The 23698-nt window shown below is 59.2% G+C and carries 29 protein-coding genes; 20 read left to right on the top strand and 9 right to left on the bottom strand.

Translation table 11 applies throughout. From position 1 onward, the window contains the following. The first annotated feature begins 12 nt into the window (after positions 1-12). The 17 genes from G5154_RS16415 (at position 13) to G5154_RS16335 (ending at position 13061) form a co-directional block, all read left to right on the top strand. Positions 13-624, top strand: a complete 612-nt coding sequence (locus tag G5154_RS16415) for an HAD family hydrolase (protein ID WP_421251330.1) — start codon at positions 13-15, stop codon at positions 622-624. 18 nt (positions 625-642) lie between these two features. After that, positions 643-921 carry a DUF6482 family protein gene (locus tag G5154_RS16410; RefSeq protein ID WP_421212695.1) on the top strand — a complete coding sequence of 93 codons (279 nt, stop codon included), beginning with the start codon at positions 643-645 and terminating at the stop codon, positions 919-921. A 79-nt stretch (positions 922-1000) separates the two neighbouring features. Beyond that, the gene (locus tag G5154_RS16405; protein WP_319919339.1) at positions 1001-1837 is read left to right on the top strand and encodes a hypothetical protein; all 837 of its coding nucleotides are present in this window, start codon (positions 1001-1003) and stop codon (positions 1835-1837) included. A 107-nt stretch (positions 1838-1944) separates the two neighbouring features. Continuing rightward, the gene (locus G5154_RS16400) at positions 1945-2517 is read left to right on the top strand and encodes a DUF3157 family protein (RefSeq protein WP_421251329.1); all 573 of its coding nucleotides are present in this window, start codon (positions 1945-1947) and stop codon (positions 2515-2517) included. Positions 2518-2705: 188 nt separating this feature from the next. Continuing rightward, positions 2706-3356 (top strand): outer membrane beta-barrel protein, encoded by a 651-nt coding sequence (locus tag G5154_RS16395; RefSeq protein ID WP_421251328.1) that lies wholly within the window; start codon positions 2706-2708, stop codon positions 3354-3356. A 180-nt stretch (positions 3357-3536) separates the two neighbouring features. Further along, the gene (locus tag G5154_RS16390; protein ID WP_421251327.1) at positions 3537-4484 is read left to right on the top strand and encodes a YbgA family protein; all 948 of its coding nucleotides are present in this window, start codon (positions 3537-3539) and stop codon (positions 4482-4484) included. A 69-nt stretch (positions 4485-4553) separates the two neighbouring features. Continuing rightward, entirely contained in the window at positions 4554-5441 is an 888-nt protein-coding gene (locus G5154_RS16385; RefSeq protein ID WP_421251326.1) for a MerR family transcriptional regulator, read from the top strand. Beyond that, complete coding sequence (gene phrB, locus G5154_RS16380) at positions 5438-6859, top strand: deoxyribodipyrimidine photo-lyase (RefSeq protein ID WP_421251325.1); 1422 nt, start codon at positions 5438-5440, stop codon at positions 6857-6859. The genes G5154_RS16385 and phrB overlap by 4 nt, the downstream gene beginning before the upstream one ends. A 1-nt stretch (position 6860) precedes the next feature. After that, positions 6861-7289, top strand: a complete 429-nt coding sequence (locus tag G5154_RS16375; RefSeq protein WP_421251324.1) for a nuclear transport factor 2 family protein — start codon at positions 6861-6863, stop codon at positions 7287-7289. Further along, positions 7286-8020 carry an SDR family NAD(P)-dependent oxidoreductase gene (locus G5154_RS16370; protein ID WP_421251323.1) on the top strand — a complete coding sequence of 245 codons (735 nt, stop codon included), beginning with the start codon at positions 7286-7288 and terminating at the stop codon, positions 8018-8020. Before G5154_RS16375 ends, G5154_RS16370 begins: the two co-directional genes overlap by 4 nt. Further along, positions 8017-9276, top strand: coding sequence for an NAD(P)/FAD-dependent oxidoreductase (locus tag G5154_RS16365; protein ID WP_236319375.1), 1260 nt, complete (start codon positions 8017-8019; stop codon positions 9274-9276). The genes G5154_RS16370 and G5154_RS16365 overlap by 4 nt, the downstream gene beginning before the upstream one ends. Then, entirely contained in the window at positions 9273-10055 is a 783-nt protein-coding gene (locus G5154_RS16360) for a DUF1365 domain-containing protein (RefSeq protein WP_236319377.1), read from the top strand. Before G5154_RS16365 ends, G5154_RS16360 begins: the two co-directional genes overlap by 4 nt. Next, positions 10055-11311 (top strand): class I SAM-dependent methyltransferase, encoded by a 1257-nt coding sequence (locus G5154_RS16355; protein WP_421222339.1) that lies wholly within the window; start codon positions 10055-10057, stop codon positions 11309-11311. The genes G5154_RS16360 and G5154_RS16355 overlap by 1 nt, the downstream gene beginning before the upstream one ends. Before the next feature lie 2 nt (positions 11312-11313). Continuing rightward, positions 11314-11790 carry a DUF2878 domain-containing protein gene (locus G5154_RS16350; RefSeq protein WP_421222337.1) on the top strand — a complete coding sequence of 159 codons (477 nt, stop codon included), beginning with the start codon at positions 11314-11316 and terminating at the stop codon, positions 11788-11790. Further along, a complete protein-coding gene (locus G5154_RS16345; RefSeq protein ID WP_421222335.1) occupies positions 11787-12008 on the top strand; it encodes a TIGR02450 family Trp-rich protein in 222 nt (73 codons plus the stop codon). Before G5154_RS16350 ends, G5154_RS16345 begins: the two co-directional genes overlap by 4 nt. Continuing rightward, positions 11965-12507, top strand: coding sequence for a chalcone isomerase family protein (locus G5154_RS16340; RefSeq protein ID WP_421251322.1), 543 nt, complete (start codon positions 11965-11967; stop codon positions 12505-12507). The genes G5154_RS16345 and G5154_RS16340 overlap by 44 nt, the downstream gene beginning before the upstream one ends. A gap of 14 nt (positions 12508-12521) precedes the next feature. Beyond that, entirely contained in the window at positions 12522-13061 is a 540-nt protein-coding gene (locus G5154_RS16335; protein ID WP_421251321.1) for a DUF3833 domain-containing protein, read from the top strand. A 75-nt stretch (positions 13062-13136) separates the two neighbouring features. Here G5154_RS16335 and nqrM read toward each other — a convergent pair whose 3' ends face one another. The 9 genes from nqrM to G5154_RS16290 form a co-directional block, all read right to left on the bottom strand. Continuing rightward, positions 13137-13361 (bottom strand): (Na+)-NQR maturation NqrM, encoded by a 225-nt coding sequence (gene nqrM, locus G5154_RS16330; RefSeq protein WP_216951909.1) that lies wholly within the window; start codon positions 13359-13361, stop codon positions 13137-13139. A gap of 9 nt (positions 13362-13370) precedes the next feature. Beyond that, positions 13371-14411 carry an FAD:protein FMN transferase gene (locus G5154_RS16325; RefSeq protein WP_421244721.1) on the bottom strand — a complete coding sequence of 347 codons (1041 nt, stop codon included), beginning with the start codon at positions 14409-14411 and terminating at the stop codon, positions 13371-13373. Between the two features lie 3 nt (positions 14412-14414). After that, positions 14415-15638, bottom strand: coding sequence for an NADH:ubiquinone reductase (Na(+)-transporting) subunit F (gene nqrF, locus G5154_RS16320; RefSeq protein ID WP_005343670.1), 1224 nt, complete (start codon positions 15636-15638; stop codon positions 14415-14417). Between the two features lie 32 nt (positions 15639-15670). Continuing rightward, a complete protein-coding gene (gene nqrE / locus G5154_RS16315; protein WP_005343672.1) occupies positions 15671-16267 on the bottom strand; it encodes an NADH:ubiquinone reductase (Na(+)-transporting) subunit E in 597 nt (198 codons plus the stop codon). A gap of 3 nt (positions 16268-16270) precedes the next feature. Further along, on the bottom strand, positions 16271-16903 hold the full coding sequence (locus G5154_RS16310; RefSeq protein ID WP_005343673.1) for an NADH:ubiquinone reductase (Na(+)-transporting) subunit D: 633 nt from the start codon (positions 16901-16903) through the stop codon (positions 16271-16273). Then, complete coding sequence (locus G5154_RS16305; RefSeq protein WP_005343676.1) at positions 16896-17684, bottom strand: Na(+)-translocating NADH-quinone reductase subunit C; 789 nt, start codon at positions 17682-17684, stop codon at positions 16896-16898. Before G5154_RS16305 ends, G5154_RS16310 begins: the two co-directional genes overlap by 8 nt. Continuing rightward, positions 17674-18903 (bottom strand): NADH:ubiquinone reductase (Na(+)-transporting) subunit B, encoded by a 1230-nt coding sequence (locus tag G5154_RS16300; RefSeq protein WP_005343679.1) that lies wholly within the window; start codon positions 18901-18903, stop codon positions 17674-17676. The genes G5154_RS16305 and G5154_RS16300 overlap by 11 nt, the downstream gene beginning before the upstream one ends. 3 nt (positions 18904-18906) lie before the next feature. Further along, positions 18907-20250, bottom strand: coding sequence for a Na(+)-translocating NADH-quinone reductase subunit A (locus tag G5154_RS16295; RefSeq protein ID WP_005343681.1), 1344 nt, complete (start codon positions 20248-20250; stop codon positions 18907-18909). A gap of 451 nt (positions 20251-20701) precedes the next feature. Further along, positions 20702-21016 carry a BolA family protein gene (locus G5154_RS16290; protein WP_227341207.1) on the bottom strand — a complete coding sequence of 105 codons (315 nt, stop codon included), beginning with the start codon at positions 21014-21016 and terminating at the stop codon, positions 20702-20704. Positions 21017-21219: 203 nt separating this feature from the next. Here G5154_RS16290 and G5154_RS16285 point away from each other — a divergent pair, with 203 nt between their 5' ends. The 3 genes from G5154_RS16285 to G5154_RS16275 are packed head-to-tail and all read left to right on the top strand — an operon-like array spanning position 21220 to position 23533. Further along, positions 21220-22353: a methyltransferase gene (locus tag G5154_RS16285; protein ID WP_216979342.1), complete on the top strand. Its 1134-nt coding sequence runs from the start codon at positions 21220-21222 to the stop codon at positions 22351-22353. A 17-nt stretch (positions 22354-22370) separates the two neighbouring features. Beyond that, positions 22371-22955 (top strand): YajG family lipoprotein, encoded by a 585-nt coding sequence (locus tag G5154_RS16280; RefSeq protein ID WP_421251320.1) that lies wholly within the window; start codon positions 22371-22373, stop codon positions 22953-22955. Between the two features lie 2 nt (positions 22956-22957). Continuing rightward, complete coding sequence (locus tag G5154_RS16275) at positions 22958-23533, top strand: peptidylprolyl isomerase (RefSeq protein ID WP_337073776.1); 576 nt, start codon at positions 22958-22960, stop codon at positions 23531-23533. Positions 23534-23698: the final 165 nt, after the last annotated feature.

Raw genomic sequence — 23698 nt, 5'->3', positions numbered from 1 at the left:
GAGGTAAAGACGATGGCGATTATTTTCGATCTGGGACGGGTGGTGGTGAGCTGGGATCCGGTAGGCATAGTGCGTTCGGTGCGTGGCCCGCAAGGAGCCGAACAGTTGGCCGAGCAGCTCTTTAACCACCCGGACTGGCTAGAGGTAGACAGATGCACCATGTCACTCCACACCATGGCCCGGGAAGCACAAGCGCGCACCGGCCTCTCGGTGGCGGAGAATCTGGCCATTTTACAGGCAGTTCCCGCCTCCCTGCAGCCAGATCCCGCTATGCTAACCCTGATAGCCGAGCTGCACGGAGCGGGCCATTCGCTCTATGCCCTCTCCAACATGGGGCATGCCAGCATCGACTGGCTGGAGCAGCACCAGGCTTTCTGGCGCTTTTTCAGTGGCAAGGTGGTCTCGGCGCGGGTGCGGATGATGAAGCCGGAGCCGGATATCTATCGCTATCTGCTGGTGTCGTTCGATCTCAAGCCGGCAGAGTGCATCTTCATTGATGACAGTCCCGCCAATATTGCGGCCGCCGAGGCCCTCGGCATCAGGGGGATCGTCTTTACCGACGTGGCGAGTTGCCGTCAGCAACTGGGTGAGTTGGGCTGTTTGCCTGTCACTGACAAGGGGTGATGCCCCTGTGGGAGCACTATGGAGCATGGCCGGTTTCGCAATTGGCTCAGTCACTATCCCGAGGCAACCCTGATTATCGCCTGCAAGGATGGCAGCGGTTATCAGCTCTGTATCGAGGCTGAAGGGGAGTATCTCTGTCTGACCGACAGCGAGGGGGAGCACCTGACCTTCACCTCACTGGATCAGGCGCAGGGTTTTTTGCGAGCCCATCGGGTACATCAGGCCAGATTGCGAGTGTATGACGCTCAAGATGTTGATTTTACGGATAAATCACGGGAAATAATCATCAAGTTTTAATTTTAACCTGACTCTGTAAGGGCCTATTCAGCTTGTTTCCCGCACAATAAGCCACCTGTTTATCATCCGGAGCTGTTTAATGGATGCCAATGTTGTTGTCTTGAATCAGGGATATGATCACTCTTTTCAAGCCAGGGAGCTGCAGCTGATTGAGCAACTGGCAAATTTTGACGAGCTGATAGTCTCTTTTTCGGGGCGGTTGGAGTCCTGTTACAGCATCGATCTGTGTCGTGCCAGCGGCGTCAAGATCCGCGCCATCACCCTCGATAATCCGACCCGCAGCCGCAGTGAGGTGGCTCGGGCCCGGCGTTATTGCCAGCGTTACGGTATCGACCACTGGATCATCAAGAGTGACGAGATCATCTTTTGCGATCGCCTGCCGAATATGGAGGGGTTGATCGATCCGGTTCGCCGCATTGGTGAGTATGTGCAGGCTCGTCCGGAATGGGCTCATCTGCCGTTGCTGGTCCCGGCCGCGGTGGAGGAGCGTGATGACTATCTTGCCCAGTTCGGCTCACTGCCTGCCAACACCATCTGGTTTTTTGCCGATAACGGGGTGATGAGCCGTGATTTTCGCTATGGCTTCAACAAGCGTCAGCTCGGTCGTTGGGGCAAAGGGAGCAACGGTTGTCTCAGCAATCGCTTCACCAATCCACGGCAGTTGAAGCAACGTTATCTACGAATGGTGGATCAGGCCGAACAGATGCTGGCCGACATGGGGCTGGATGAGGCGCAGGTCTTTTTCCATACCCTGTGCGACTGCTCTACCACCCTGGCCCGGGTGCGTCTGCCCGAGCATCAGCGTGCTCAGGCCTTTGATATGCAATCGGATATTCTCTCTGCCCTCAAGAGGACCGAGTTCGATCTGGTGACTCTGGATATGGCGCACAAAGAGCGGCACGATCTCGCCATCTAGCCCGTGGGCAAGCGACGCCGGAGCCAGAACGTGAGTGCTGTCATAGGCAAGGAGGGGGGCGACTGTTTATACTGTCGCCCTTTCACCCGTTACCGAGTGTTCATGCCATGAAAGCTTTCTCCCGTTTGCTGGTTGCTCTCTGTCTCTCGCCCGTGTTGGCGCAGGCAGCTCCTGTTACCCAGGTGACCCTGCCTGATGGTCGGCAGGTTCAGCTCAACGATGACTTTACCTGGGAGTATCTGGTGGTCAAACCGGCCGAACCCGTGCAGGGTATAGCTGCTGATGGGAAAGCGGGGGCCGTGGTGGCGGTTGCCGCCTCGGTACTGACCGAGCAGGCCAAGGCCAACCCCGAATTGCTGTCACAAGCGGCACGCGACGGTGTGGTGGTCAAGCTGGACAAGCTCGAGGGATCGGATCCGTTGGCGCTGACCTTTATGGTGAGCAATGCCGGCAGCCGCAATGTGGTCGGGGTGCGCGGCATGGTGACTCTGTTCAGTGCTGACGGTGTGCAGTTGGTGCGTCAGGAGGCCCGTTTCTGGGTCGCCGAGAATCGCTTGCCGGAGACCTACCTGCGCAAGGGGCAAGCCCGTCCATCGCTGGCCCTCGAGATCCCCCGTCCTGCCGGATTGACCGGGCAGCCCTTGGTCAGGGTCGAAATTGATGAGGTGGTCTTCCGCTGATTTGGTGTTGTCCGGCCCATGCAAACCGCTTGGGCCGGCAATTTGTTACCCCTGACATCTCGGGAAATATCTGCTTACATCTGACATGGTTTTGCAACAGCTTGCCACTCGGCAAGCCGGGATGCTGACCGCACAATGACTCCATACCAGCTCGCTAGCAACGGGCCCAATCACATGGAGTTATCATCATGAAAAAAGCAACTGTATCTCTTCTGGTTCTGGCCGGTTTCGCCTCTACTTCCGCTCTGGCACAGGATGCCTTCAGCTACGCAAAGGGCAGTTTGACCTGGGCCCACACCAAGTCTGATTACCTGAGCCAAGACAGCGCTGCATTTCCCCGTGATGCTGCCAGCAAAGGTACCCGTGATTTTGGCGGTCTGAGCCTGGATCTCTCCAAGAGCTTTGGTTCCAACTTCTACGGTCGTGCCGGAACCGAATTCACCTCCCGCAACGACGGCAACGACAGCATGTCCATCTCCAGCCTGGGTGTCGGTGTCTTTACCCCGCTCAGCACTGGCCTCAATCTCTATGGTGAGACCGGTTTGATGGGCTACAAGCTCGAGCGTGAAATGCTCAAGAATAACAATGGGTGGGACGAAGTGGCGCGCAAGAGCAGCGGCAGCATGTATGGTGAAGTGGGTCTGCGCTACGACATCGGCAATGTCGAGCTTTCCACCGCTTACCGTTACGCCAACATGACCGACGATATGCATGACTTCAAGGTAGGCGGTGCTTACAAGCTCAACCAGAACTGGGCGCTGACTGCCGACTACACCTATCGCAGCTGGGATCTGCAGAAAGGCTCCATCTCCAGCCTGGGTGTGAAATACAGTTTCTAATCCCCCTTCCAGTAGTCCGTAGTGTCTTGATTTTTACCCATGGCGTTCGCCATGGGTTTTTTCGTTTTCCAGTGATCTCTTTTTTCTCCTTGTGTCGTATCAGTCGGCGATAGTTATACAACTTCCATTTTTTTGTATAACTGCTATAACTGAATCAAGGTTTATACAAGGAGTGCCATCATGTACAAGATTAAAGTCGGTATCAGTGCTTGCCTGCTGGGACAAGAGGTGCGTTTCGACGGGGGCCACAAGCGCTCCAGCTTCTGCGAACGGGATCTTGGCGCTCACTTTGACTATCACCCCGTCTGTCCCGAGATGGCTATCGGTCTGGGGGCGCCTCGCGCCGCCATCCGGCTGGTCAAGCGCAACGGCGAGATCCGTGCCGAGGCGAGCAATGGTAGCTTCGATGTCACTGAAAAGCTGATTGCGTTCAGCGAGCAGAAGGCACGCCAGCTCGACTTCATCTCCGGCTATATCCTCTGTGCCAAATCACCCAGCTGCGGTATGGAGCGGGTCAAGGTCTATGGCGCCAACAATGAGGGGTGCGCCAAGGAGGGGATCGGCCTCTTTGCCAAGGCGTTGATGGAGGCCAACCCCCTGTTGCCGGTGGAAGAGGATGGCCGGCTCTGTGATCCCATCCTGCGGGAGAATTTCGTGCTGCGGGTCTTCGCTTACCACGACTGGCAGCAGCTCTGTGCGCGTGGTATCACCGCCTCTGCGCTGATCCGCTTCCACTCCCGCTACAAGTATCTGGTGCTCTCCCACGCCACCACCCACTACAGGGAGCTCGGCAAGCTGCTCGGCAATCTGGGCAAGTCCACCAATTTGCAGGAGGTGGCCGACAACTACATCAAGGGATTGATGACCGCGCTGACCCTGCGGGCCAACCGTCGCAGCCACACCAATGTGCTGATGCACCTACAGGGCTACTTCAAGCGGGTGCTGACCCCGGCCCAGAAGCAGGAGCTGGCCGATACCATCGACAAGTACCGCACCGGCATCTTCCCCTTGCTGGTGCCGCTCACCTTGATCCGCCACTACCTGCGCGAGTACCCCAATCCCTATCTCGCCGAGCAGGTTTATCTCAATCCGCACCCCGATACGCTCAAATTGCGTTACGGGCTCTGAATCCGTTCTGTTGCCCCGGCGCATGGTTTGCATCGGGGCGCTTTACACCTCTGTTTGATGGACGTTGTCATGTCTGATTTGTCGCAAGAAGTTGCTCCTCTGGCTGATGAGGGGATCTACCCCATTCGCGAGGTCTCCCGTCTCACCGGCGTCAACGCCGTGACCCTGCGTGCCTGGCAGCGCCGCTATGGTCTGGTGCAACCGGCCCGCACCGAAAAGGGCCACCGCCTCTACAGCGAGCAGGATATCCGCCAAATCGGCGAGATCCTGAGCTGGCTGGAGCGGGGGGTGAGTATCGGGCAGGTGAAGGGGCTCTTGAGCGAACCCCACGCCCAGCCGGTGAGCGATCACTGGCAGCAGACCCTGGAGCAGTTCAGTCAGGCGCTGCTCGCCTTCAATCAGCGCAAGGCGGAGGCCGAGCTCAACGACCTGCTGGCGAGTTACCCGTTCGAGCTGGTGCGCAGCCGAGTACTGCAACCGCTGGTGGAGCGGCTGTTGGGGCTGTGGCGCGAGCGGCCCGATGGCGAGTTGTTGCAACAGGTGTGGCTGGGCTGGCTGCATACCCGCTTCGCCCGCCACCTGATCGAGCAGGAGAAGGGCGTGCCGATCACGCTGGCGAGCTGGGGACAGGTGGGCCCGCTCGATCTGGTCTGGGCCGCCTACGAGCTGATCGGTCAGGGCTATGAGGTGCAACTGCTGGGGGCTGTCGAACCTCGCCATGTCAGCCTGCTGGAAGGACGTGCCGTTACCCCCTGGCTGGTGCTGCTGGGAGCCGGTCTTGGCAAACAGGAGCTGGCCGCCGGATGGCCCGTCGGTACGCGTCTGTTTGGCGAGTTGGGGCGCCTCTACGACGATGAGTGGCTTAAAGCCCACGGCTGGCAGGCGAGCCTTGCCGAGCTGATGGTGGACGCACCTGCTGCGGCTGGTGCCAGCGGACGCGGGAGGAAAAAATCATGAAGCTGGTCTGGTTGCGCAATGATCTGCGCCTTGCCGACAACCCTGCGCTACGGCATGCCTGCGCCGGTGATGAGCCGGTGGCCGCGCTCTTTATCATCTCTCCTACCCAGTGGCGGCAGCACAAAATGGCCCCGATTCGTCAGCGCTTTATGTTGGCGCAGGTCGATGTGCTGGGCCGCGAGCTGGCGGCCCTCGGCATCCCGCTCCATCTGCTGCGAGTGGAGACTTTTGCCGAGGTGCCCGCAGCGTTGGCAGACCTCTGCCGCGAGCAGGGCGTAACCCAGCTCTACGCCAATCAGGCTATCGAGATCGACGAGCAGCGTCGCGACCATGTCGTCAGCGCCGCGCTGGCAGAGCAGGGGGGGAGTTGCCACTGGCTCAACGGCTGTTGCGTATTGCCGCCGGGGCGGGTGCTGACCGGGTCGGGGGAGATGTTCAAGGTCTTCACACCTTTCAGCCGCGCCTGGCTCAAGGCACTCGATGAGGAGGGGTTTGTCATTCATCGCGCTCCTGCGCCCCGTGGCGAGCCGCTGCCGTGGCCGCCGCTGGCCGAGCGGGCGTGGGTTGATGAGACGCTCGGCGAGCTGACGACTGATCCACGCTGGCCGGTGGGGGAGGCGGAAGCCCGGCGTCGTTTGAACGATTTTCTGGAGCAGGCGGTGCTCGACTATGGCGAGACCCGGGATTTTCCAGCCATCGCGGGCACGTCCGTGCTCTCCCCCTATCTGGCTGCGGGCATCATCAGTCCCCGTCAGTGCGTGGCGGCGCTCCAGCAGCGACTTGGCTACCGGCCCCAGTCCAAGGCCCAGCCCGGCTTTGTCTGGCTCAATGAGCTTATCTGGCGCGAGTTCTATCGCCACCTGCTGGTACTGATCCCGACCCTCTCCATGAATCGCCCGTTCAAACCAGAGACGGCGGCCTTGCCGTGGAGCTGGGACCCGGATGCCTTCTCCGCCTGGTGCGAGGGGCGCACCGGCTACCCTATCGTTGATGCTGCGATGCGCTGTCTCAATGCTACCGGTTGGATGCACAACCGGCTGCGGATGATAGTGGCGAGCTTTCTCACCAAGGATCTCCATATCCACTGGCGGCTCGGGGAGGATTACTTCATGAGTCGGTTGATCGACGGCGATCTGGCGGCCAACAATGGCGGTTGGCAGTGGGCGGCGGGTACCGGCGCCGATGCAGCGCCCTATTTTCGGGTCTTCAACCCCACCACTCAGGGGCAACGATTTGATCCACAAGGGGAGTTTATCCGTACCTGGGTAACTGAACTTGCCGATATTCCCCCCGCTTATGTGCATCAGCCCCACGACTGGCTGCGGCTCAAGGGGCGACAGGATTATCCGGCACCCATGGTGGATCACGCCGTTGCCCGGGTGAGAGCCATCGAGATGTTTCGCTCTCTGGAGAAATAGGATGAACGAGCCGCTGGCCCGCTTTATTGGCCTCTATCAGCAACTGGACAAACAGCAGTTGCACCGCTTGCCCGAGGTCTATGCCGAACAGGTGGTCTTTACCGATCCGGCCCACCGTATCGAGGGGCTGGCGGCCCTTGGCGACTATTTTGCCGCCCTCTATCAGCGCCTCGCCTACTGTCGCTTTGTCATTACCAGTCAGCAGCAACAGGGGCTGCAGGCCTGGCTCGGCTGGACCATGACCTTCTCTCACCCCAGATTGCGTGGTGGTGAGCCGGTGACGGTGGAGGGGGCCACCCGCCTCGAGTTCGACGAGGCGGGCAAGGTGTGTCAGCACCGGGACTATTTTGATCTGGGCGCCATGCTCTACGAGCAGTTGCCGCTGCTCGGGCCCGTGGTCCGCGCCATCAAGGGGAGGCTTGGCGCATGAGCGGCCGGGTGCTCATTACCGGGGCAACCTCCGGCATCGGTCGCCAGTTGGCGCTGGATTACCGGCGGGCAGGCTGGCAGGTGTGGGGCTGTGGCCGCGATGGCGAACGGCTGCAGGAGCTGGGGCTGCACGGCATCACGCCGCTGCAGTTCGATGCCCGTGATCTGGCCGCAATGAGCAGGGTGGCTGCTACGCTGCCATCCCTCGATCTACTGATCCTCAACGCAGGCAACTGCGAGTACATGGATGTGGCGGAGGGGTTTGACAGCGAGCTGTTTGCCCGGGTGATCGACACCAATCTGACCGCCACCGGTCATGCGCTGGCCGCCTTCTTGCCGCTATTAGGGGCGGGATCACGGCTGGCCATCGTCAGCTCGTCGGTGAGCTGGCTGCCGCTGCCGCGGGCCGAGGCTTATGGCGCTTCCAAGGCAGCCCTCGACTATCTGGCGGATACCTTGCGCCTCGATTTGGCCAGCAAAGGGATCGGAGTAACCCTGATCCGCCCCGGCTTTGTCCAGACGCCGCTCACCGCCAAAAATGATTTTCCCATGCCCTGTCTGGTGACGGTGGAAGAGGCCTCCCGTGCCATCATGGACGGGCTGACCGCCGGTCGTCACCAGATCCACTTTCCCCGCCGTTTCATCTGGTTGCTGCGCCTGCTTGGTGCGCTGCCGGTGGGGCTCTGGCTGCGCCTCGGCCGCGCACTCGTATCGAAAGGAAGCCATTCATGAAGAAAAAGATCGCCATCGTCGGTTCAGGGATCTCGGGGCTCACCGCCGGTTTTCTGCTCCACAAACTCCATGACATCACCCTGTTCGAGGCGGCGCCAACTCTGGGGGGACACACCGCCACTGTCGATGTGAATCAGGCTGGCCGCAGCTATGCCATCGACACCGGCTTTATCGTCTTCAACGATCGCACCTACCCCAACTTCTTGAAGTTGCTGGCACGGATCGGCATGGCGCGGCAACCGGCCGAGATGAGCTTCTCGGTGAAGAGCCCGGAGGGGCTGGAGTATAACGGCCATAACCTCGACACCCTGTTTGCCCAGCGCAGCAATCTGCTGAGCCCCCGTTTCTACGGTTTCGTCGCCGAGATTTTGCGGTTCAACCGGGAGGCACGAGCCTGGCTGGCGGATGGTCAACATCAGGAAGCAGTCCCCGAGCTGACCCTGGGGGACTTTCTGCTGGCGGGGGAGTTTAGCGACTACTTCGCCCGCCACTACATCTTGCCGATGGGGGCGGCGATCTGGTCATCGACCCTGGCTGATATGCGCGCCTTCCCCCTTGGCTTCTTCCTGCGCTTTTTTGCCAACCACGGCCTGCTCGATGTGGCCAATCGCCCCCAGTGGTACGTGATCCCGGGCGGCTCGCGGGAATATATCGGCCCCCTTACGGCAGGCTGGCAGTCGCAGATCCGGCTCGCCTGTCCGGTGCAGAGCGTGCGGCGGGAAGCGGATGGCGTAGTGATCCTGAGCAGTTACGGCGAGGAGCAGTTTGACGAGGTGATCTTCGCCTGCCATAGCGATCAGGCGCTGGCACTGCTGGCGGATCCCGGCGAGCGGGAGCTGGCCATTCTCGGCGACATGCCCTATCAGGCCAACGATGTCTGGCTCCATACCGATGCGCGCTGCCTGCCTACCCGTCGCAAGGCATGGGCCAGCTGGAACTATCAACTCGATGGCGACGACGAGGCACGGCCGCTGGTGAGCTACAACATGAACATCCTGCAGGGGGTGAACTCGCCGGAGCCCTTCTGCGTCAGTCTCAACCCCAGGGGCAAGGTCGATGAGAGCAAGGTGCTGCGCCGCTTCGTCTATCACCATCCGGTGTTCAATCAGGCCTCCATCGCTGCCCAGCAGCGCCGCGTGGAGATCTGCGGCCAGCAGCACACCCACTTCTGCGGCGCCTACTGGTACAACGGCTTTCATGAGGATGGGGTGCGCAGCGCGCTGGATGTCGCCAGGCGCTTCGGAGCCGAGCTATGAACGGCGCCACTGTGGCCACCGAACATGAGGGGGCCAACGAACTGGCCGGAGTCACCAGCGCCATCTGGCAGGGCTCGGTGCGCCACCGCCGTTTTGCGCCTCGGCCCCACGCCTTCTCCTACAGCCTCTTTATGCTGGGACTGGATCTCGACGAATTGCCGCAGCTCGATCAGGGGCGCTGGTTCGGGGTGGAGCGCTCGGGACTGCTCTCGTTTCACCGCCATGACTATCTCAAAGGCAGCGAGGGGAGCCTCAAGCAGGCGGTGTGGCAGAAGGTGAGCGAGCTGGGTGGCGATGCCGAGCCCGAGGGGCGGGTGCTACTGCTCGGCAATGTGCGCTGTCTGGGGTTCTACTTCAGCCCGGTCAACTTCTACTTCTGCTACCGGCAGGGCGAGGCGCGCTATCTGCTGGCAGAGGTCTCCAACACCCCCTGGAACGAGCGCCACTACTACCTGCTGGATTTGGCGGCGCTGGCCCCCCATGACAAGGATTTCCACGTCTCCCCCTTTATGGGGCTGGCGATGCGTTATCACTGGCGGATCAGGCCGCCCGCGCAGGAGACACTGATCCACATCGAGAGTCATCCCGTATCCGGTGAAGCCAAGCTGTTTGACGCAACCCTGGCGCTCACTCGTGAACCCTTGTCGCGCAAGGGGCTGGTGGCCCTGCTGGCCCGCTGGCCATGGATGACCATGAAGGTGCTGCTCGGGATCTACTGGCAGGCCCTGCGTCTTTTTATCAAACGAACCCCGATTTTTACCCATCCGGAGAGCCGCTAATGGAACTTGCTCAATCAACCCTCTCTGCCTCTTTCATCGACAAGGGGGCAAGACAACTGCTGCTCAATCTGCTGGGTCGCCTCGAACATGGCCAGCTGCTGCTGCGGGATGGCGGTGAGCGCCACAGCTTTGGCGTTGCGGGCACCGATCTGCATGCCGAGCTGATAGTGCAGGATCCGGCCTTCTATCGCCGTCTGCTGCTGGGGGGCAGCATTGCCGCCGGAGAAACCTGGGTGGAGGGGCTCTGGACCAGCCCGGATCCGGTAGCACTGGTGCGGCTGCTTGCCCGCAATCTGACGCTGCTCGACGCCCTTGAACGGCGCCTCGGCTGGCTCAGTTTCCCGTTCAACAAGGTGCGCCACTGGCTCAACCGCAATACCTTGACCGGTTCGCGCTCTAACATCGCCGCCCACTACGATCTCGGCAATACCCTCTATCAGGGTTTTCTCGACAGCCATATGCAGTACTCGAGCGCCATCTATCCGAGCGCCGACGCCACTCTGGAAGAGGGGCAGCAGGCCAAGTTGCGCACCATCTGCGAGCGGCTGGAGCTGGGGCCTGATGATCATCTGCTGGAGATTGGCACCGGTTGGGGCGGCCTCGCCGTCTATGCCGCCCGCCACTATGGCTGCCGGGTCACTACCACGACCATCTCCCGGGCCCAGCACGACTATGCCAAGGAGTGGATTGCGCGGGAGGGGCTGGGGGATCGCATCACCTTGCTGCTGGAGGATTACCGCAAGCTGGAGGGCACCTATGACAAGCTGGTCTCCATCGAGATGATCGAGGCGGTAGGCCACGCCTTCCTGCCCGACTATTTCCGCCAGTTGTCGCGGCTGCTCAAGCCCGGTGGCCGTCTGCTCATTCAGGCCATCACCATCGCCGATCAGCGCCATGCCCAGTATCTGCGCGGGGTCGATTTTATCCAGCGGTACATCTTCCCCGGTGGCTGCCTGCCGAGCGTCTCCCAGATGGCAGGGTTGCTGGCGCGGGAGACCGACATGCAGCTGGTGCGATTGCACGATCACGGCCATCACTATGCCCGCACCCTGGCTCACTGGTGCGATCGCTTTCTGGCGCTGGCGCCCGAGCTGCCCAAGCTCGGTTACAGCCAGGATTTCATCCGGCTGTGGCACTTCTACTTTGCCTATTGCGAGGGGGGATTCTGGGAGCGGAGTATCAGTCTGGTGCAACTGGAGGCCGCCAAGCCGGGGCCCGCTGGCTGGTCGGGTGATGTGCCAGTAAGCGGTCACTGACCATGTGGCAGTGGGCTCACCTGCTGGGGTTCAACCTCTACTGGTTGCTGGCGGTGAAGTGGCAGCAGCCGAGCCCGCTGCTGGCAATGTTGCTGCTGCACTTTCTCTTCTCACCCAGCCGCCAGCGTGACTGGCGGCTGCTTCCCATCGCGGTTGCCGGCTGTCTGCTGGATGCTCTGCTCTGGCAGCTCGGCCTGTTCCGTTTCCCGTCCGGTTTTCCCCTCTGGCTGGTGCTGCTCTGGCTCGGTTTTGCCCTGACGCTGGCCCACGGTATGCGCTGGCTGCTGCGCTTGCCTCGCTGGCAGCAGGCGCTGTTTGGCGTGTTTGGCGGTGCTTCCTCCTATGTGGCTGGGGCTGCCATGGGGGCAGTAAACTTACCCTGGGGCATCTGGATCAGTACGGCGCTGCTGGCAGTGATCTGGATGTGGTGGTTACCCGTACTCCTGTGGGTAATGGTCAAGCTGGAGGGTGAGTCATGACAAACACCTTTTCGACCGACTCGTTGCTTTTTTCCAAATGGACCAAAGAGAGCCAGCATGAGCTCACTGATCGCTTCTATCTGGTGGTTGCCTGCCAGCGGGATGCGCAGGGGCAGCTGGTGCAGGTGGTGATGCAGGATATCAACACCCTGCAGGAACAGGAGATGGACTGGCATGAACTGGAAGACCCCAACCACTGGCATATGGGGTGGAAGTAACCCGCTGCTGCTGGCGTTTACGCTCTTGGCTGCAACCGCGGTGCAGGCTTCTTCCGCCCCCTGGCAGCAGTTGCACCCGGTCGGGCAGGGGGAGATGAACTGGCTATGGTTCAAGCTCTACGATGCCACCCTCTACAGTGCGAGCGGGCGCTATCAGCCCGGTCACTATCCGCAGGCCCTGACCCTCACCTATGCCAGATCCATCGAGCGGGAAGATCTGCTGAGCGCCACTGCCGCCGAGTGGCAGCGACTCGGTCTTGGCTCCAACGCCGAACGTCAGCGCTGGCTCGGCCAGCTCGCAGCACTCTGGCCCGATGTGCAGGCAGGCGACAAGCTCACCTTCTATGTCGACAAGGGCGGGGCAGGCCACTTCTGGTGGCAGGAAAAATCCCTCGGCACCCTGGCCGATCCGCAATTCTCGGCCGCTTTTCTCGCCATCTGGCTGGCTGACAACAGCCGCGATCCCGCCCTGACCCGCCGCTTGCGTGGCCAACCCTGAACATGGAGTTTCCAATGTTTTTCTATCGTGCATACCGCTTGTTGCTGTTGCTCCCTTTTTTGCTGCTGAGCGGCTGTGGTGCCAGTCTCGATGACTATCGGGGGCAGGGGCCAAACTGGGATCTCGCCCGTTTCTTCAACGGTAAATTGGTGGCTCACGGCTTGGTGACCGACCGCAGCGGCGAAGTGACCAGTCGCTTTCGGGTCGAGATGGTGGGTCGTTGGAAGGACGGCAAGGGAGAGCTGTTCGAGCAGTTCTACTTTGATGATGGCCGCCAGCAGACCCGTACCTGGTATCTGAGCAAGGGGGTTGACGGTCACTGGCGAGGTACTGCTTCCGATGTGGTGGGAGAGGCGGTGGGTAAAAGCGAAGGGTTCGCTCTCAACTGGCGTTATCAGCTCGATCTGGCGCTACCGGATGGCGAGGTGGTGCGGGTGAGCTTCGATGACTGGATGTATCTGCTGGATGAGGATCGCCTGATCAATCGCGCCGCTATCAGCAAGTTCGGCATCCATTTGGGGGAGGTGATCCTCTATATCGAGCGAAAATTATGACCGGCCTACACTGCATGAAAGCCAATAAAAAAGCGCGCCACCAGCGCGCTTTTGTTTATCGAGAAATCAGGGTCATCAGATGATGCGGTTCTCTTCCAGCATCTTGCGACGGGCCTCTTCCTTGGCCATCTTCTTCTTGCGATTGTCGCAGGGTTCCGGGCAATCGCACTCTTTCTCGATGCCAACGCTCCCCAGACCGCCACAGGAGCCGGAGATGGATTTTTTCTGGAAGATATAGCCGATAGCCATGGCGGCTATCACCAGCATGAATACCCCGAAGGTGATCAGAAAAACCTGCATCTATCCTCCCTATTTCCTGACCAGATACTGTTTGAACGCATCGGAGTAGGCCTCTTCAAAGCCGTTGTCCGTCTTGGTGATCACGAAGATCGCCAGACCGCGCTCGTTGGCATAGGCCAGGCTCTTCTCCGGTCCCATGACCATGAATACGGTCGCCAGCCCGTCTGCGGTCATGCAGGAGGGATGGATCACGGTGACCGACACCATGCGGTGCTGGATCGGCTTGCCGGTGCGTGGATCTATGGTGTGGGAGAAGCGCTGGCCATCCATCTCATAGTAGTTACGATATTCACCCGAGGTGGCCACCCCGTTGTCACCCGGAACGATCACCTCCTGCACCGAACCGGCATTGGCGGTTGGCTTCTCGATGGCAACGCGCCAGGGGTGTCCCTTGCCGTTGACGCCATTGATCCGCAGCTCGCCGCCGATCTCTACCAGATAGTTGCGCGCACCCAGAGACTCCAGATACTCGGCTACCTTGTCGACACCAAAGCCCTTGGCAATGGCGGATAGATCAACGTAGAGGTCGGGAATATCCTTTTGCAGGGTATCGGCATCGACCGAAGTGATGACGTGCAGGTTGCCCAGGCCGGTCTTCTGACGGGTCTGGGTGATCAGCTCCTCCGATGGTATTTTGGTCGGTCGCTTGTCCGGACCGAAGCCCCACAGATTGACCAAGGGGCCGACGGTGACGTCAAGCGCCCCCTGGCTCTCACGGCCAATATGAATGGCTTCTGTTATGACCCGAGCCGTGTCCCGCGATACCACTACCGGTGTCGAACTGTGGTGCTGGTTGAAGCGCGACAGTTCGGAATCGGGACGATAGGTGGACATCTGATCGTTGACTCGCTCCAGCAGTACGTCGACCTCGGCCTGAAACTTGGCCGCATCGCTGATGACGTTGTCCGCCACCTTGATGGAGTAGTAAGTGCCCATGGTGCTGCCGGTGATATGGATCTCCGGCTTCGACTGGACCGTGCTTTCCTGACCGCACCCTGTCAAGAAAAAGGCTAGCCCGAAGGCTAGCCAGGTTTTTACAACGCTGTTCATGGATTAACCACCAAAATCATCCAGCAGGATGTTCTCGTCCTCAACGCCCAGATCTTTGAGCATGTTGATGACGGCTGCGTTCATCACGGGAGGTCCACACATGTAGAACTCGCAATCTTCCGGCGCTTCGTGGTTCTTGAGATAGTTCTCGTAGAGCACATTGTGGATGAAGCCGGTGTATCCATCCCAGTTGTCTTCCGGTTGCGGATCGGACAGGGCGACGTTCCAGGTGAAGTTCTCGTTCTCGGCCGCCAGCATGTCGAAGTCTTCGACATAGAACATCTCGCGCTTGGAACGGGCACCGTACCAGAAGCTCATCTTGCGCTTGGACTTCAGGCGACGCAGCTGGTCGAAGATGTGGGAGCGCATAGGCGCCATACCCGCACCACCACCGATAAAGACCATTTCTGCATCGGTATCCTTGGCGAAGAATTCACCGAACGGACCGGAGATGGTCACCTTGTCACCCGGCTTCAGGCTGAAGATGTAGGAGGACATCTGTCCCGGAGGGGCAGTCCAGTTGCTCGGGGGCGGTGTGGCGATACGCACGTTCAGCATGATGATGCCGAACTCTTCCGGATAGTTGGCCATGGAGTAGGCACGGATGATCGGCTCATCGACCTTGGACTCCAGATCAAAAATCTTGAAGCGATCCCAGTCACCACGATACTCCTCGGGAATATCGAAGTTCTTGTAGTAAACGTGGTGAGCCGGCGCTTCGATCTGGATATAACCACCGGCGCGGAACGGCACGCTCTCGCCATCGGGGATCTGCAGCTTGAGCTCCTTGATGAAGGTGGCCTTGTTATCGTTGGAGATAACAGTACATTCCCACTTCTTCACCCCGAATATCTCTTCCGGCAGTTCGATGTCCATGTCGCCACGAACGGTGACCTGACAGGCAAGACGTTCGCCGTGACGGGCTTCGCCCTTGCTGATGTGATCCAGTTCGGTCGGCAGGATGTCGCCGCCACCGGATTTCACCCGTACCTTGCACTGGCCGCAGGAGCCACCGCCGCCACAGGCGGAAGAGACGAAGATACCGTTGCCGGCGAGTACGCCGAGCAGCTTGCCACCGGCCGGGCTGGTCACAGCCTTGGCCGGGTCACCATTGATGCTGATTGTCACGTCGCCCGCGGTCACCAGCTTGGACTTGGCGAACAGAATGACTGCCACCAGTGCCAGCAGGATCACGGTAAACATGACCACACCCAAAATAATTTCCATCTATCGTTCCTTTCTGATTGCAGGAAAGCCGATTACAGGGAGATACCAGAGAAGGACATGAAGCCCAGCGCCATCAGACCGGCGGTGATGAAGGTGATGCCCAGACCACGCAGGCCTTCCGGAACATCGGAGTACTTCATCTTCTCGCGGATACCCGCCAGCGCAACGATCGCCAGCATCCAGCCTGCACCTGAGCCTACACCGTAGACCACAGACTCCACGAAGGTGTAGTCACGCTGCACCATGAAAGAGACGCCACCGAAGATGGCGCAGTTCACGGTGATGAGCGGCAGGAAGATACCCAGGGCGTTGTAGAGAGCCGGGAAGTACTTGTCCAGCGCCATCTCCAGGATCTGCACCAGCGCCGCGATCACCCCGATAAAGGTGATGAAGCTCAGGAAACTCAGATCCAGGTCAGGGGAGAGGGCTCCGGCCTTCAGCACGTAGTTGTAGATCAGGTTGTTGACCGGTACGGCGATGGTTTGCACCACGATAACGGCAATACCCAGACCCATGGAGGTCTTTACCTTCTTGGACACTGCCAGGAAAGTACACATCCCCAGGAAGAAGGAGAGTGCCAGGTTTTCGATAAAAATCGAACGAATCAACAGACTCAGATAATGTTCCATACCTTAATCCTTCGCCTCCACCTGCTTGGGATCCTTGGTGCGCACGCCCCAGATGATCAGACCAATGATGAAGAATGCACTCGGCGGCAGCAGCAGCAGGCCGTTGGGTACATACCAGCCACCGTTGTTCACCAGCGGCAGCAGCTCGATGCCGAACCAGGTGCCGGAGCCCAGCACTTCACGCACGGTCGCGACACTCAGCAGAATGGCGCCATAGCCCAAACCGTTACCGATACCGTCCAGGAAGGAGGGGAGCGGCGCGCTCTTCATGGCATAGGCTTCGGCGCGGCCCATCACGATACAGTTGGTGATGATGAGGCCGACGAAGACCGACAGCTGCTTGGAGATGTCATAGGCATACGCCTTGAGCACCTGGTCAACCACGATAACCAGCGAGGCGATGATCGCCATCTGGGCAATGATCCGCACGCTGTTCGGGATCTGGTTGCGGATCAGGGAGATGAACAGGTTTGAGAAGGCGGTGACCGCCATGACCGCAAGGGTCATTACAAACGCTGTCTTCATCTGGCTGGTAACCGCCAGTGCGGAACAGACACCCAGCACCTGCAAGGCGATGGGGTTGTTGCCCAGCACTGGAGTCAACAGCAACTTTTTCATTTCGCTCTTGTCAGCCATTGTTGATTTCTCCTGCACGAACCTTGGCCAGGAAAGGACCGAAGCCCTTTGGACCCATCCAGAAGTCAAAGGTATGCTGTACACCGTTACCGGTCAGGGTGGCGCCGGAGAGACCGTCGATCTCGTGCTCGGAGCCCGCCGGAGCGTGACCCTTGATGACGCGCAGCGCCGGCATGCCATCCTGATCGAACAGCTTCTTGCCAACAAACAGCTCGCGCCAGGCCGGATTCTCGATTTCACCGCCCAGACCCGGGGTTTCACCGTGGTCATAGTAGGTGATGCCCTTGATAGTCTGGCCATCAGCGGCAACGGCGACGAAAGCATACATGGTAGACCACAGACCCTGACCGTAGATGGGCAGGATGATGTTGTCGATCTTGCCATCGGCATCCTTGGCGAAGAACACCGGAACCAGCTTGGAGATCTGGCGCAGGCCAGCCTTGTCCTCGGCAGCAGCCAGACGGATGTTTTGCGCCGGATCTTTGGCCGCCTGTTTGGTATCGAAGTTGTCGGCATCGCCGTCAACAAAGTTACCGGTGGCGAGATCCACCAGACGGGCTTCGATCTTGTCGCCATACAGCTTGGCCAGATCGCGCTTGGCTACATCGCTGATGTCCACGCCGGCTACGGAGAGAATATTGCTCTGTTTATCCAGTGCCTTGTTCTCCTCTTGGGTAGAACGCAGGCCAACGGCAGCAACGGATACCACGATGGAACAGGCCAGACAGAGGCCGGTGACCACGCTGATGGTGCCGAAGGTTGAGTCTTTATTAAACGCCACGAGCAATCCTCCGCTTGATGTTTGCCTGAGCGACGAAGTGGTCAAACAGGGGAGCAAACAGGTTTGCAAACAGAATGGCCAGCATCATGCCTTCCGGGAACGCAGGGTTGACCACGCGAACCAGCACGACCATCACGCCGATCAGGGCGCCATACCACCACTTGCCCTTGTTGGTAAAGGCGGCGGAGACGGGGTCGGTCGCCATGAAGGCCATACCGAAGGCGAAGCCACCCAGTACCAGATGCCAGTGCCACGGCATGTTGAACATGGGGTTGGTATCGGAACCGATGACGTTGAACAGCAGGGAAGTGGCGATCATACCGACCATCACGCCGGCGATGATGCGCCAGGAGGCGATGCGCATGTAGACGATCATGGCTGCGCCCAGCAGGATCATCAGGGTAGAGACTTCACCAATGGAACCCGGCAGGTTGCCAAGGAAAGCGTCCATCCAGCTGATAGCCTGACCGGTGGCACCGTTGATCAGCGCCATCTGGCCGCCCTGAGCCCACTGGCTCAGCGCGGTTGCGCCGGAGTAGCCATCAACGGCAACCCAGACTGCGTCACCGGAGATCTGGCCCGGGTAGGCGAAGAACAGGAACGCACGACCAGCCAGCGCAGGGTTCAGGAAGTTTTTGCCGGTACCACCGAACACTTCCTTGGCCATTACCACACCGAAGGTGATGCCCAGAGCAGCTTGCCACAAGGGCAGCTCGGGCGGCACGATCAGGGCAAACAGGATGGAGGTCACGAAGAAGCCTTCGTTGATCTCGTGCTTGCGCACCATGGCGAACAGCACTTCCCAGAAACCACCGACAAAGAAGACGGTGATGTAGATCGGGAAGAAGTGGGTGGCGCCAATCAGCATCTTGCTGCCGATACCGGCAACAGCCGGATCGAGGGAGGCACCCAGCATGGTGGCCAGGGCATATTGCCAGCTGCTGGCACCGGCTGCCGAGCCCATGTGGGCAATGGCGGCGATGGCCTGGTTGCCAACGTTGTACATGCCCCAGAACATGGCCGGGAACACGGCCAGCCACACCATGATCATCATGCGCTTCAGATCGAGCGCATCACGGACGTGGGCGGCATTGCGGGTAACGGTACCCGGGGTATAGAACAGGGTATACGCCGCTTCGAACAGGGCGTAGTACTTGGCGTACTTTCCACCCGGTTCGAAGTGATGTTCCATATTTTCAAGAAGTTGCTTGAAACTCATCGCTTAACCTTCCAGTTCAATCTTGGTCAGGCACTCACGCAAGATAGGGCCGTACTCGGTCTTGCCGGGGCAAACGAAAGTACAGAGGGCCAAATCTTCCTCATCCAGCTCCAGGCAACCCAGTGCTTGCGCACCGTCGGTATCGCCGGAGACCATATCCCGCAGCAGCAGGGTAGGCAGGATGTCGAGTGGCATCACCCGTTCATAGTTGCCGATAGGCACCATGGAACGGTCACTACCGTTGGTAGTGGTGGTGAAGTTGATAAGGCGACCCTTCATCAGGTGAGAGAGGGTGGTGCGGGTGATGGAGAACTTGTTGGCGCTGGGGTTGATCCAGCCCAGGAACTCTTTCTCACGACCCTCGCCCAGTGCACAGACCTGATTGTGGTAACGACCCAGATAGTCGTGAACACCATCAGCCTTGGCGCCGCTCAGCAGGGAACCGGAGATGACGCGGTTTTCATCGGCACGCAGCTCATTGTTGGTGAGCTGGCTGATGCAGGCACCCAGACGGGTACGCAGCAGACGCGGTTTGAGCACGTTCGGGCCAGCCAGGGCGATCACCTTGTCGGTATAGATCTGGCCGGTGGTGAACAGCTTGCCGAACGCGATCACATCCTGATAGTTGATGTGCCACTGCACCTTGGTGCTGCTGACCGGATCCAGGAAGTGGATATGGGTACCAGGCAGACCGGCAGGATGCGGACCGACGAAGATCTCTTCTTTGACCTGAGCCAGCGGAGAGTGGGGCAGGCTGCCTTCGCCTTTACAGACATAGACGGTGCCGTCGGTCAGACGAGTCAGCACGGCCAGACCGTCTAGAAACGCCTGAGACTGCTCTTTGATGATCAACTCTGCGTTGGCGGCCAGCGGGTTGGTGTCCATCGCGGTCACGAAGATGGCGCGCGGGGCTGAGCCTACCGCAGGGACTTTGCTGAACGGGCGAGTGCGCAGTGCGATCCACTGGCCTGATGCAACCAGGATCTCTTGCACCTTGCTGCGCTCGAGCTTGGCCAGCTCGGAAGAGGCAAAATGCTCGAAGGTCACCTGCTCATCGGAGCCGTCGAGGTCGATGACCACAGACTGGAGCACACGTTTGGCTCCACGGTTGATCTCTGAAACTACGCCGGTGGCGGGGGCCGTGAATTTAACGCCGGGATTCTTCTTGTCTTCGAAGAGCTCCTGACCTTTGATGACGCGATCACCTACTTTGACGAACATAGTAGGTCGCATCCCCACGAACTCCTCGCCCAGTGTAGCAACACGGGTGATGGCGGGGCCATCGTAGATTACTTGCTCTGGCGCACCCAGCACGGGGATGTCCAGTCCTCTTTTGATTGTAATCATACTTAATTGCACTACCGTTACGGGAAGAGAGGTTGGTTAGCGCCGAGAAATACATCACGACGGGTGGTTGAATGAGTCGCTGTTGTGGCTGCGCCGGGTGGTCAGGCTCAACAATTATTCAACATGCGAGGTCACTCAAAAGCGCTTGAGTCTACCACTTAAGGCCCATTTTCTGCCATGCCAAATAGGCAAAATCCCTGCGTCATCACAAAATTAACCTGCAATGAATAACCCCTGAATTCCTTGTAAGCTGTGGTTTTAAAGGTTTTTTTATTTTAATACCCCAATGTGGGTATGTTTGTGTAAGGCTGTGACTCAGCTTCTAGGGAAAACTGAATTAAATACCTATTTATGGTTGTCAGGATCAGCAGGCTGGCGGCTTTTTGTTTAATTTTTGTGTGTTTGTCACCCATAGGGCGGTGGGGCAGCGCAATGGGTGACAGCCAGCCGATCAGGAGTGCGAGGGGTTGCCTACACAAGCTGGTGTGCGTGGTGCCTTACCCTTCTCCTGCCACTCGCTTGCCGTGTAGGTATGCAGTGCAAGTGCATGGACAGCGCCGGCCAGCTCATCGGCCAGGATGGCGTTGACCTGACGATGGCGAGAGAGAAGGCGCTGACCCGCAAACTGTTCGCTGACGATCACCACCTTGAAGTGGCTCTCTGAGCCCGGTTCCACGCGATGCATATGGCTCTCATTGATCACTTCCAGCAGAGTGGGGGAGAGGGCTGCCGTCAGCTTGGCTTCAATCAGTTGTTGGATAGTCATAGGATCAGCTTCCAGAGTGAATGTCGGGCCATTCTATCGGCTGTCTGGGTGTGGAATAAGCCCCCGCAAAAGGAAAATCACCTCCTATCCGTTCATTGGCACGCTCCGAACTGGTGAAATTCCTGCTCCTCGCTAGAATAGCGCCACTTTGCGTCGCACCTGGCGCCTGTATCCATGAATGAAGCCGAGGTTGGATTCTTCTTATGCAAACCCTTCTCGACACTCCCCATTGCCGACTCACGCTCTACCGCTACCCACGCCAGAGTCAGGAGACCCTGCAAGCCTGGGATGCAGCTGACGAATATCTGATCAACACTCTGGCGGAGTCCCCCCTCGAGCAGGCGGGCCCCGTCATCATCATGAATGACGGTTTTGGCGCGCTGGCCGCCTATCTGCATCCGCACTCCCCCTGCTGCGTCACCGACTCCTACATCAGTGAGCGGGCGACCCTGGCCAATCTGGCCGAAAACGGACTGGATGCGGGTGGTATCCGCTTGCAGGATGCGCTGGCGCCGCTGCCCGATGCTCCTGCGCTGGTGGTGATCAAGGTCTCCAAATATCAGGCACTGCTGGAGCAGCAACTGCTGGCGCTGCGGGAGGTGGTGACACCGGCAACCCGCGTTATCGCTGCCGGCAAGGCGAAGGATATTCATACTTCCACCCTCAAGTTGTTCGAGAAGTATCTGGGGCCTACCCGTACCTCGCTGGCCTGGAAGAAGGCGCGCCTCATTCACTGCGAGCCGCAGGCCGGGCAACCCGAGCTGGCCAACCCCTTCCCGACCGTGTGGCCGCTGGAGGGGAGTGGCATGCTCATCCACAACCATGCCAATGTCTTCTCGCGCACCAGTCTCGATATTGGTGCCCGCTTTATGCTGGACAATCTGCCCATCCACAGTGCCCGCAAGGTGATCGATCTGGGCTGTGGCAATGGGGTGCTGGGTCTGTCGCTGCTCGCCAAAGACAGCGAGGTGGAGGTGACCTTTATCGATGAATCCTATATGGCGGTTGCCTCGGCACAGCTCAACGTCGAGCACAATCTGCCTGATGCTCTGCCGCGAGCCCGCTTTATGGTCAACAACTGTCTCGACGGGGTGGCGGTCGGTTCGGCGGATCGGATCCTCTGCAATCCCCCCTTCCATCAGTTGCAGGCGATCACCGATCATATCGCCTGGCAGATGTTCAGTGATGCGCACCGGGTGTTGCCTCGCGGAGGGGAACTCTGGATAGTAGGCAACCGTCATCTGGACTATCACAACAAACTCAAGCGCTTGTTTGCCAACGCACAAGTCGTTGCGTCGAACAGCAAATTCGTTATTTTGAAAGCCATCAAACGCTAAAGCCAAAGGAAACCATGATGAAAAAGTCACTCTTGCTGCTGGCCGCCCTGATGCTGGGCGGGTGTGCCACTCATTGGCCGGAGACGGCGCTGCTCAATCCGCAGGTGATCCCCGCCAACCAGCAATATTACTCTGGCAATCGCATCACCATGGAAGGGGTAGACAAGCGTGAGGCTGCCTATGTCTTCTCCATCAAACACAAGGAGAAAGCGCCGGTGCTGGTCAACAGCGAGCGCCCGCTCAATCTGCTGATGGCCGAACGGCTGGCGGAAGGACTGCGTAGTCAGGGTCTGGAAGTGGGCAACAGTGGTACCACCAACCTGACGCTGATGATCTCCAGTGCCGCGGTCAATGTGGAAGAGAAGACCTTTACCTATGTCACCAAGTCCCGTGTCAGCCTGCAGGTGATCGCCGATTTCCAGGGTAACCGTCTGACCAAGCAGTTCAACATGTCCTCCAGCAAGGAGAGTCCGAGCGAGCCAAGCATGGCCGATCTCGAGTCTACACTGAACCTGCAACTGGGTAGCGTGCTGCAGCAGATCATGGCCGATGAGGCGCTGCGCGGTTACCTTAAAGGTCAACCGAACGGCGCAGGGGTCTGATGATGAAAAAACTCTGGTTGCTGGCCATGTTGATCGCCCCGCTGGCGTTCGCGGGTCCGAAAGTCAGAATGGAGACCAACCACGGCAATATCGTGGTGGAGCTGGCGTCCAAGCAGGCGCCCCAGACGGTGAAAAACTTCCTGCGCTACGTGGCTGATGGCAGCTATGACGGCAGCATCTTCCATCGGGTGATCCAGGATTTCGTGGTGCAGGGTGGGGGCTACAACCAGCAGTTCCAGCAACTGCCAACTTATGAGCCGGTGGTCAACGAGTCTCGCGGTGGCTTGCCCAACAAGCGCGGCACCATCGCCATGGCCCGCACCCAGGCAGTCGACAGTGCCACTCGCCAGTTCTACTTCAATCTGGTCGACAACAATAACCTCAACGCCGGTGGCTCTGCGGGTTATACCGTGTTCGGCCAGGTGGTGCAGGGGATGGAAGTGCTGGACAAGTTGGCCCAGGTTCAGACCGGTTACAGCCCCATTCTGCGTGCCAACGATGTGCCGACCAGCCCCATCATTCTGAAGAAGGTGGTATTACTGGCAGAAACCCCGACAGACAAGAAAGCGGGCAAGTAACTCTCGCCAGACAGAGTGCGTCACTTCGCACTCGTCAGGCCACAATACAAGGCTCATCCCCTCCGGGATGGGCCTTTTCTCTGGCCAGGCTTCTTGCGCCTATCTCCTTACCTGCCTTGGCTATCTGTCATCAACCTGCCAAAATGACGCACTTTTCCAAAGTCG

It is taken from the genome of Aeromonas sp. 600527 (assembly GCF_049175415.1).
Lineage (GTDB): Bacteria > Pseudomonadota > Gammaproteobacteria > Enterobacterales > Aeromonadaceae > Aeromonas > Aeromonas veronii_A.
This window is presented reverse-complemented; position numbering and strand designations above follow the sequence as displayed.